Below are 9356 nucleotides of genomic sequence, written 5' to 3'. Positions count from 1 at the left end.
GGCGCCGTCCGCCTGGTGACGCCGAGCGGGAACCACCCCTGACGAGCAGTCGGGGGGCCCGGCCGGGGCGCCCCCCCCGGCGGGGGCCCCCGCGGGGGGGGGGGGGCGGCCCTCGGGAGGGGGCGGCAGTCGGCTTTCGGGCCCGTACGGACACGGGCGGGGCCTGCTACGGCTTGGGCAGGGTGCAGCCGGCCCGGTTCAGGTCGAGCTTGTTCCCGGCGGCGAAGCAGGCGGGGATGAGGTAGGTCTCCTGGGCGTAGTTGATGCCCTTGCGGACCGTCACCGTGCCGCGCTGGTCGACCTCGCAGGGGTTGTTGACGGTGCAGCGCTCGCCGTCCTCGTTGCCGGTGTTGTTCACGGCGACGACCTGGCCGGTGGCGGTGTCGACCACCGGGGAGCCGGAGGTACCGCCGATGGTGTTGCAGCTGGAGGTGTAGCGGACGGAGTCCTTCCAGGTCCAGTCGCCCTCCTTCAGCCGGTACGCGAAGCCGTCGATGCTGCAGGAGTAGATCCGCTTCCAGTAGCCGGATACCACCTTGATGGAGGTACCGGCCACCGGGTGGCTCGCCGACATGGTCAGCGGGTTGATCCCGTAGCGGGACTTGATCGACGCGTAGGTGGTGGTGAGCTGGTACAGCGTCACATCGGTGTCGGTCATGGTGCTGTAGACCACCTTGCTCGCCCGCAGCGTGCCGAGGCTGCCGCCGGAGGAGTTGAGCAGGGTGAAGCTACGGTTGGACGACCGGTTGGTGATCACCTGGCCCGGCGCGGGCATGCCGGTCTCCAGGCAGTGGCCGTTGGTGAGCACCAGCGCCGGATCGGTGGAGACCGAGCCGGGGAGCCGGACGACCGAGCCCGAGCAGTTGCTGAGCGCGACGGTGCCGGCGAAGTCGACGGTGCCGGCCGCGGCGCCCTTGGTCGCGGCCGAGGCGGGAGCGGCACCGGCCAGCGCGGTGGCGCCGCCGAGCAGCAGGGCCAGGGACACGCCGATGAGCGGCTTCTTCATGGGAGGGCCTCTCGGAGTGGGGGTCCTCCAAACCTGGCGTGTTCATGACGCTACGTCAATATGCCCGTATGAATTACTGGTTACAACAACCGCCTGCGGGAGCCCCCGGGGCGCAGGGAAGGCCGACCACAACAGGGGCGCGGGGGACTGCGCAGTGCGGGAGCGGCGCACACGCCGATCAGGGCACCCCGAGGCCGCACAGCCCCCACGCCCCGGGTCGACTCAGCCCTCGTCGAGCCAGTGCCGCCGCCCCGTGGTGATCAGCCGGAGCTGGGTGCGGGCGGTCCGCGCGATCCGCTCCTCCCCCGCCGGCCCGGCCTCCAGGAAAGCGGCGGCGGTCGCCACCATGTGCTCGACGTAGAGCTCGGCCAGCATCCGCACGTCCGCCTCCGGCCACCCCTCGGAGGCCGGCTGGGCGGCGAGCCCGGCCGCGACCTCGTCCGCGAAGCGCCCGAATTCGGCGGCGATGGCCTCCCGCACGGGCCGCACCCCGCCGTGCCGCTCGCGGGCCAGGAACCGGACGTGGGCCCGGTGTTCGCGGACGTGGTCGGCGATCAGCTCCACGCTGCGGTCGATGATCTCCTCGGAGCCGTCCTGCTCGGCCAGCACCCGGCGGATCATGCCGTGCAGGCTGGCGAGCGACTCCTCGACCAGCACCACGGCCAGTTCGGAGAGGTCGCGGAAGTGCCGGTAGAAGCCGGCCGGGGAGAGCCCGGCCTCGCGGGTCACCTCGCGGACGCCGACGCCGCTGAGGTTCTGGTGCTCCAGCAGCCCGAGGGCGGCGTCGAGGAGGGCGCGGCGGCTCTGCTGCTTCTGGGCCTGGCGGACCCCGGGGGTGTGACTCACATCATTCAGTAAACAACCGTTTGCCGACTTTGGCGAGCGCCGGAGCGCGTACGATGGAGAAGTCGGCGAACAGTCGTACACCGAATCGGCTGCCGACCGGGGAGAGGACACCTGCCGTGAGCCTTCTGATCGTCATCGTCGCCATGGGCCTCCTCGCGGGGGCCGCGATCCACACCTCCATGCCGGTCTTCCTGGCCGCCTCCTCCGCGATCGCACTGTGGCTGCTGGCCTTCGGCGTCCGCGAGCGGCTCGCCCGCGCCCGGCACCACTGACGGCACCGACCGGCCGTCGACCCGTACCCGGCACCACGACATCCCACCGGAGTCCTGCCATGGCACAGTTCGCCACCCGCACCACCGCCGACGGCGACCAGATGGCCGTCGCCTCGTTCCTGCTGGCCCTGCCCGGGCTGCTGCTCTTCAACATCGTCCTCGGCCCGGTCGCGATCACGCTGGGCACCCTGGCGCTGGTGCGCGGCACGGGGCGCCGCGGCCGGGCCCTGCTCGGCATCGCGCTGGGCGTCGCCGACCTGGCGGTGCTCGCCGCGGTGACGCTGGCCGGACACGGCACCGTGTGGCAGCTCGGCGCCTGATCCGGTGCGGCAGTGCGCCCGGTCCCGCCCCCTGTGGCGGGACCGGGCGCACCGGTCGGGTCGGCCGTCAGGCCGTCGGTGCGGTCCACTTCTGGTTGGCCGCACCGGTGCAGCTCCAGATCTGGATGCGTGCACCGTTCGAGGGGCTGTTGTCCGTCACGTCCAGGCACTTGTTCGCCTGAGGGTTGACGATGTCGTGCGTCGACGGGTTGTACGTCCACTGCTGGGCGCCCGTGCCGTTGCAGTCGTAGAGCTGGGTCTTGGCGCCGTCGGCGGTCGACCCGGCCGCCACGTCCAGGCACTTGCCGAGTGCGCGGATCGTCCCGTCGCCGCCGACCGTCCAGTTCTGGGCGCCGCTGCCGTTGCAGTCGTAGAGCTGGACGGCGGTGCCGTTGGCGGAGTTGGCGCCGGCGACGTCCAGGCACTTGCCGGACAGGCCGGTGATCCGGCCGGTCGCCCCGCCGCCCCCGCCCTGGGTGCCGGCCCAGGTGAAGGTGGCGGAGGTCTTCGCGGGCAGGCTGTAGCTGAAGTTCTGCCCGCCCCAGACCACCCGGACGGTCTGTGCGCTGCCGCTGTCGTTGTACGCGATCAGCGCCTTGGAGCCGTCCGGGTTCTGCCAGGCCACGTTCGGCACCGCGGAGTTGGCGGTGGAGGCGATCCGGTGGGCACCGGGCTTCACGAACTTGGTGAGGTGGCCCATGGTGTAGTACTCGACGGTGAAGTCGACCTGCCCGCTGCGGGAGTCGCCGTTGTGCACGGCGACCAGGCCGGTGCAGGTGCCGCAACCGCCGTAGTGCGGGCCCATGTTCTGGTCGACGGCCAGGCTCCACTTGGTCACCGACTTACCCCAGTTGCGGGTGTAGTCGATGATGTTGCGCATGTCCTCCTGCTGCTGGTTGCCGATCCAGGTGCCGCCGGAGTGCTCGGTGTCGAAGGCGTCCACGGTCGGGTACTGGTTGTGCACGGTGGTCTGCATCGAGACGTCGCCGCCGTAGCCGTGCCAGGCCATGCCGCCGAAGTTGGGGTGGGTGCGGACGGCCGCGTCGTCCATCACGGGCGCCGCGTAGCCGTTGTACTGGTCCCAGTTCCAGTCCAGGGCCAGTACCTTGGTGGACAGGCCGGCCCCGGCCAGGGCCGGCAGCAGGTTGTTCTTGGTGAAGTAGGCGAGGCCTGAGCCGTTCCAGCTCATCGACGGGTAGCCGGCGCAGCAGGTCGGCTCGTTCTGGACCGTCACGTAGTTCACCGGGACGCCCTGGGCCTGGTAGGCCTGCAGGTACTTCACGAAGTACTGGGCGTAGGAGCCGTAGTACTCGGCCTTCAGCCAGCCGCCGTTGAGGCTGCCGTTGTCCTTCATCCAGGCGGGCGCCGTCCACGGCGAGGCCATGGTGGTGAGGGCCGGGTTGAGCTGCTTGGCCTGCTTGGTGAGCGGCAGGACGTCGGCGAGGTCGTGGCCGACGGTGAAGCCGTTCAGGCCGGGGTCGACGGATCCGGCGGGCTGGTCGTCGTAGGTGTAGCCGTAGCGGGCCAGGTCGGAGGAGCCCATCGGGTTGCGCAGGAAGGACAGGCCGATGCCCTCGGTCGGCGAGAACAGCTTGCGCATGGTGGCGTCGCGGGTGGCTGCGCTCAGGGCGCCGCTGCTGTTCATCAGCCAGGCGGCGGTGTCGGTGAAGGAGGCGCCGCCGCCGGTGAACTGCTGGTAGCGGGTGGACTCGTCCACCGAGATCAGCTGGCCTCCGCTGCCGGAGCCGGAGTCGAAGGTGAAGGCGGCCTGCTGGGCGAGGCCGCGGGTGACGTGGCGGCCGCCGGCGTCGTCGGTGGTGGTGAGCCAGACGTTGACGGTCTCGCCCGCCGCACGGGCGTCGGGCGCGCCGGTCAGCAGGCCGGTGGCGGCCAGGGCGCCGGAGAGCAGGACGGCGGCCGTCCTGCGCGTACGGACGGCATGGTTGGGTGGGGGCCAGGCCATGATCGTGTCCGCCTTCGTTCGGAGATGGATGGGGATGCGCGATTGCCGGCCGGCGGTCGAGATTCAACTCCTGATGCCGATGCACCGTCAAGTCATTGGTATCGACCAACATTCGATCAACTCCTGAAGACGGAGAGCGCTTGCCGCCTCATCCGGCCGCAAAAGTTGACGAATCATCTGAAAGGAAAGTTTCCAGTTGACTTGACGTGACCACCTCCGGGCTAGTTGACTCCAGCTCCCGTCGCCCCCACCGACCGGAGGACCAATGCACCGCCGCCATCGCCGCCGTCGGCCGCCCGCGGCCGCCGCGCTGCTCGCCCTCGTCTGCGCGATACCCGTCGGCATCAGTGCCACTGCGTCCGCGGACGCCGCCCCGCCCGCCTTCGCCCACCCCGGCGTGCTCGTGAGCAAGTCCCAACTCGAGTTCGTCCGGGGCAAGGTGCAGGCCGGGGCGCAGCCGTGGAAGGCCGCCTACGACCAGATGCACGCCAGCAAGTACGCCTCGCTCGCTCGAACGCCCAAGCCCCGCGCGGTCGTCGAGTGCGGCTCGTACTCCAACCCCAACTACGGCTGCACCGACGAGCGCGAGGACGCCCTGGCGGCCTACACCCTCGCCCTGGAGTGGTACATCACCCGGGACAGCCGCTACGCGGCCAAGGCCGTCCAGATCATGGATGCCTGGTCCGGCACCGTCAAGGACCACACCAACAGCAACGCCCCGCTGCAGAGCGCCTGGTCGGCCTCCACCTGGCCGCGCGCCGCCGAGATCATCCGCTACACCTACAACGGCTGGCCCGCCGACAAGGTCGACCGCTTCGGGCAGATGCTGCGCAACGTCTACCTGCCGAAGGTCGTCAACGGCTCCCGCTCCAACGGCAACTGGGAGCTCAGCATGACCGAGGCCACCATCGGCATCGCCGTCTTCCTCAACGACCGGACGGTCTACGACAAGGCGGTCGCCACCTTCCGCGGCCGGGTGCCCGCCTACGTCTACCTGGCCTCCGACGGCGCCCTCCCGAAGACCTCGCCCGGCAGCGGCCTCGACACCCGCGACGAGATCGTCAAGTACTGGCAGGGCCAGACCACTTTCGTCGACGGCCTCACCCAGGAGACCTGCCGGGACCTCACCCACACCGGGTACGGGCTCTCCGCGATCGCCCACGTCGCCGAGACCAGCCGCATCCAGGGCCAGGACCTCTACCCCGAGGTCGCCGACCGGCTGCGCCACGCCCTCGGCCTCCAGTCCAAGTACGAGCTGGGCACCGCCGTCCCGTCCTGGCTCTGCGGCGGCAAGCTCTCCCAGCACATGGGCCCGGTCACCGAGGTCGGCTTCAACGCCCTGCACAACCGCCTCGGTTACGGCATGGACAACACCCAGAAGCTCACCGAGCAGCGCCGCCCCGCCGGCACCGACAATCTCTTCACCGCCTGGGAGACCCTCACCCACGCCGGCAACCCGTCCTGAGCCGGGCGCCCGAGGGGGAGCGGAGCCGCCCTCACCCCCGGTCGGCCGCGCCGGCGTCCCGCATCCGCCGGACGGACTCGGGGGTGAGGTACCGGCCGAGGACGTCGAGGGCTGCGAGCACCTCGGCGAGTGCGGCGGGGTCGTCGGTGCCGAGGGCGGCGGCGACGGCCGGGTCGACGGGCGCGGCGGCGGCCAGGGCCGAGCGCTCGGAGACCTCGGCGGCCTTGCGGACGAGGGAGCGGCGGCGGTCGGCCGGGTCGGTCTCCGTGACGACCGACCCGGCCTCGCGGAGCCGGGCGACGCAGCCGGACACCTGGCTCTGCGGCAGGCCGGTACGGGCGGCGATCTCTCCGACGGCGCTGCCCGGGTGTTCGACGATGTCGCCGAGGACGACCAGGACGGCACGGGTGCCGGTGGACTGCGGGCCGATCCCCGCAGTGGGAATGGCCTGCTCGCCGATCTTCATCAGGGTGCGGCCGAGGGTGACGAGTTCCAGTCCGTTCACCGCCCCAGACTACATCCGGCCAGATGCATCTCAAATATATACATCTCTCTTGATGCATCTCTCTTGATGCTTTACGGTGGCAGTCATGACCCCCACTGCCCTGCTCCCCGTTCCCGGCGCCCTCCTCCACCACCAGGTCCGCGGCAGCGGCCCGCTGCTCCTCGTCGCGCAGAGCGGTGAGGGGGACGCCGACCGCAGCCGCGACCTGGTCGACCGGCTCGCCGCGGACTTCACCGTCGTCACCTACGACCGCCGCGGCCTGTCCCGCAGCTTGCCCGACGACCCGTCGGAACCCGTGGCGATGGCCACGCACGCCGACGACGCGCACCGACTGCTGACCGAGCTGACCGACCGGCCCGCACTGATGCTGGGCTGCAGCTTCGGCGCCGCGATCGGCCTCCACCTGGCGGCGCGTCGTCCCGGGCTGCTGCACACGCTGATCGCCCACGAGCCGGCCGTCCCCGAACTGCTGCCCGCCGGGGAACGCGCCGACACCGAGCGCGAGTTGCGCGCCGTCACCCGCACCTACCGGGAGGAGGGCTGGCTCGCGGCCGTCCGCCGGGTCACGGCCGTGCTCGGCATCGACCCGCACCACCAGGACACCGAACCGGACGTCACCGCCGAACCGATCACCGAGGCCCGCGCGGCGAACTTCGCCGGCTTCCTCACCCGCGACATCGACACCATCCTCGGCGGCGGCCTCGAACCGGCCGACCTCGACGCCCTGCGCAACGGCCCGACCCGGATCGTCCCGGCCGTCGGACGCACCACCCCGCACCAGGTCTTCGACCGCCGCTGCGCCGAGATCCTCGCCGGCCACCTGGGCACCGACCCGGTCGAGTTCCCCGGCGGCCACAACGGCAACCTCACCCACCCCCGGGCCTTCGCCACCCGGCTGACCTCGCTCCTCCCCCGCTAGGGCCCGTCCACGGCGAAGGCCGCCCGGGCGACGGAATCGCCCGGGCGGCCTCTGAGGGTGATGCGGGTGGATCGGGGGGCCTGCCGGCCTCAGCCGGCCAGCGGGCGGACGGCGGTCGGGGCGTGGCCCGGCTCGGTGGCGAGGTCCTCGAACTCGACCACGCTGGCGATGTCGGTGCCGCTCATCGCGATGTTGGTGACCCGCTCCAGGATCGCCTCGACGACGACCGGGACGCGGAACTCGGCGGCGAGCTTCTTGGCCTCCTCGAAGGCCGGCAGCAGCTGGTCCGGCTCGGTGACCCGGATCGCCTTGCAGCCCAGGCCCTCGGCGACCTTGACGTGGTCGACGCCGTAGACGCCCAGCTCCGGCGAGTTGAGGTTCTCGAACTCCAGCTTGACCTGGAAGTCGATGTCGAAGTTCCGCTGCGCCTGCCGGATCAGGCCCAGGTACGAGTTGTTCACCAGCACGTGGACGTACGGGATGCGGTGCTGGGCGCCGACCGCCAGCTCCTCGATCATGAACTGGAAGTCGTAGTCGCCGGAGAGCGCGACGACCGGCGTCCCGGGGTCGGCGGTGGCGACGCCCAGCGCGGCCGGGACGGTCCAGCCGAGCGGGCCGGCCTGGCCGCAGTTGATCCAGTGCCGCGGCTTGTAGACGTGCAGCATCTGCGCGCCGGCGATCTGCGAGAGGCCGATGGTGGTGACGTACCGGGTCTCCGGACCGAAGGCGCGGTTCATCTCCTCGTACACGCGCTGCGGCTTGAGCGGCACGTTGTCGAAGTGGGTGCGGCGCAGCAGGGTGGCCTTGCGCTCCCGGGTGGAGGCGGCCCAGGCGCTGCGGTCCTTGAGGACGCCGGCGGCGCTGCGCTCCTTGGCGACCTCGACGAAGAGCTCCAGGGCGGCCGCGGCGTCGGAGGCGATGCCGTAGTCGGGGGCGAAGATCCGGCCGATCTGGGTGGGCTCGATGTCGACGTGCACGAAGGTGCGGCCCTTGGTGTAGACGTCGAGGCTGCCGGTGTGGCGGTTGGCCCAGCGGTTGCCGATGCCGAGGACGAAGTCGGACTCCAGGAAGGTCGCGTTGCCGTAGCGGTGCGAGGTCTGCAGGCCGACCATGCCGGCGTTGAGCTCGTGGTCGTCCGCGATGGTGCCCCAGCCCATCAGGGTGGGGACGACCGGGACGCCGGTCAGCTCGGCGAACTCGACGAGCAGGTCGGCGGCGTCGGCGTTGATGATGCCGCCGCCGGCGACGATCAGCGGGCGCTCGGAGGCCTGCAGGAGGTCGATCGCCTTCTCGATCTGGGCCCGGGTGGCGGTGGGCTTGTAGACCGGCAGCGGCTGGTAGGTCTCCGGGTCGAACTCGATCTCGGTCATCTGGACGTCGATCGGCAGGTCGATGAGGACCGGGCCGGGGCGGCCGGAGCGCATCAGGTGGAAGGCCTGCTGGAAGACGCCGGGGACCTGGGCGGCCTCCAGGACGGTGGTCGCCGCCTTGGTGACCGGGCGGGCGATCGAGGCGATGTCGACGGCCTGGAAGTCCTCCTTGTGGATCCGGGCGACCGGCGCCTGGCCGGTGATGCACAGGATCGGGATGGAGTCCGCGATCGCGGAGTACAGGCCGGTGATCATGTCGGTGCCGGCCGGGCCGGACGTGCCGATGCAGACACCGATGTTGCCGGGGTTGGTGCGGGTGTAGCCCTCGGCCATGTGGGACGCGCCCTCGACGTGGCGGGCCAGCGTGTGGTGCACGCCGCCGGCGGCCTTGAGGGCTGCGTAGAAGGGGTTGATCGCCGCGCCGGGCACACCGAACGCATTGGTCACGCCCTCGCGCTTGAGGATCTCCACTGCCGCACGGGCGGCTGTCATACGAGGCATCGGTTTACTCCTGCCCGGGGCGCGGACTTCCGCGATACGGAATGAAACTTCTGAACTGCGAAATCAAGCTAAGCCGGGGCAGGCGGAGTCGTCAACGTAGGTTTCAACAGAACGTTGCAGATTCCGGCGCGGCGGAGACGGCGGGCACCACAATGGGCGGGCACCACAATGGGAAGTGAGAGGGGGCGA

At 71.0% G+C, this 9356-nt stretch carries 9 protein-coding genes; 4 read left to right on the top strand and 5 right to left on the bottom strand.

The features are described from left to right. Positions 1-166: 166 nt before the first annotated feature. The gene (locus AB0M03_RS09020; RefSeq protein ID WP_363490042.1) at positions 167-1006 is read right to left on the bottom strand and encodes a serine protease; all 840 of its coding nucleotides are present in this window, start codon (positions 1004-1006) and stop codon (positions 167-169) included. Between the two features lie 222 nt (positions 1007-1228). Beyond that, positions 1229-1852 carry a TetR family transcriptional regulator gene (locus AB0M03_RS09015; RefSeq protein WP_363490040.1) on the bottom strand — a complete coding sequence of 208 codons (624 nt, stop codon included), beginning with the start codon at positions 1850-1852 and terminating at the stop codon, positions 1229-1231. Positions 1853-1968: 116 nt separating this feature from the next. Between AB0M03_RS09015 and AB0M03_RS09010 the strand changes: the two genes are divergently transcribed. Then, positions 1969-2124, top strand: a complete 156-nt coding sequence (locus AB0M03_RS09010) for a hypothetical protein (RefSeq protein WP_363490038.1) — start codon at positions 1969-1971, stop codon at positions 2122-2124. Between the two features lie 59 nt (positions 2125-2183). After that, entirely contained in the window at positions 2184-2444 is a 261-nt protein-coding gene (locus AB0M03_RS09005) for a DUF4190 domain-containing protein (protein ID WP_363490036.1), read from the top strand. A gap of 67 nt (positions 2445-2511) precedes the next feature. Here AB0M03_RS09005 and AB0M03_RS09000 read toward each other — a convergent pair whose 3' ends face one another. Further along, complete coding sequence (locus AB0M03_RS09000) at positions 2512-4407, bottom strand: ricin-type beta-trefoil lectin domain protein (protein WP_363490034.1); 1896 nt, start codon at positions 4405-4407, stop codon at positions 2512-2514. A gap of 265 nt (positions 4408-4672) precedes the next feature. Between AB0M03_RS09000 and AB0M03_RS08995 the strand changes: the two genes are divergently transcribed. Further along, the gene (locus AB0M03_RS08995; RefSeq protein ID WP_363490032.1) at positions 4673-5872 is read left to right on the top strand and encodes an alginate lyase family protein; all 1200 of its coding nucleotides are present in this window, start codon (positions 4673-4675) and stop codon (positions 5870-5872) included. Between the two features lie 31 nt (positions 5873-5903). Here the strand turns inward: AB0M03_RS08995 and AB0M03_RS08990 are convergent, their stop codons facing one another. Next, on the bottom strand, positions 5904-6377 hold the full coding sequence (locus tag AB0M03_RS08990; protein WP_363490030.1) for a helix-turn-helix domain-containing protein: 474 nt from the start codon (positions 6375-6377) through the stop codon (positions 5904-5906). Positions 6378-6462: 85 nt separating this feature from the next. Between AB0M03_RS08990 and AB0M03_RS08985 the strand changes: the two genes are divergently transcribed. Next, the gene (locus tag AB0M03_RS08985; RefSeq protein WP_363490028.1) at positions 6463-7296 is read left to right on the top strand and encodes an alpha/beta hydrolase; all 834 of its coding nucleotides are present in this window, start codon (positions 6463-6465) and stop codon (positions 7294-7296) included. Between the two features lie 89 nt (positions 7297-7385). On the opposite strand, the gene gcl is transcribed toward AB0M03_RS08985, so the two are convergent. Next, on the bottom strand, positions 7386-9167 hold the full coding sequence (gene gcl / locus AB0M03_RS08980; protein WP_363490026.1) for a glyoxylate carboligase: 1782 nt from the start codon (positions 9165-9167) through the stop codon (positions 7386-7388). Between the last annotated feature and the right edge of the window lie 189 nt (positions 9168-9356).

Origin of the sequence: Kitasatospora sp. NPDC051914 (assembly GCF_040680995.1) — a bacterium.
Lineage (GTDB): Bacteria > Actinomycetota > Actinomycetes > Streptomycetales > Streptomycetaceae > Kitasatospora.
The sequence above is the reverse complement of the archived record's forward strand: the minus strand, read 5'-3'. Positions and strand labels throughout refer to the sequence as shown.

Excerpts from the sequence above, each read along its gene's own strand:
- AB0M03_RS09020 (WP_363490042.1), bottom strand. The coding sequence starts at position 1,006 with ATGAAGAAGCCGCTCATCGGCGTGTCCCTGGCCCTGCTGCTCGGCGGC.
- AB0M03_RS09005 (WP_363490036.1), top strand. The coding sequence starts at position 2,184 with ATGGCACAGTTCGCCACCCGCACCACCGCCGACGGCGACCAGATGGCC.
- AB0M03_RS09000 (WP_363490034.1), bottom strand. The coding sequence starts at position 4,407 with ATGGCCTGGCCCCCACCCAACCATGCCGTCCGTACGCGCAGGACGGCC.
- AB0M03_RS08995 (WP_363490032.1), top strand. The coding sequence starts at position 4,673 with ATGCACCGCCGCCATCGCCGCCGTCGGCCGCCCGCGGCCGCCGCGCTG.
- AB0M03_RS08985 (WP_363490028.1), top strand. The coding sequence starts at position 6,463 with ATGACCCCCACTGCCCTGCTCCCCGTTCCCGGCGCCCTCCTCCACCAC.
- gcl (WP_363490026.1), bottom strand. The coding sequence starts at position 9,167 with ATGCCTCGTATGACAGCCGCCCGTGCGGCAGTGGAGATCCTCAAGCGC.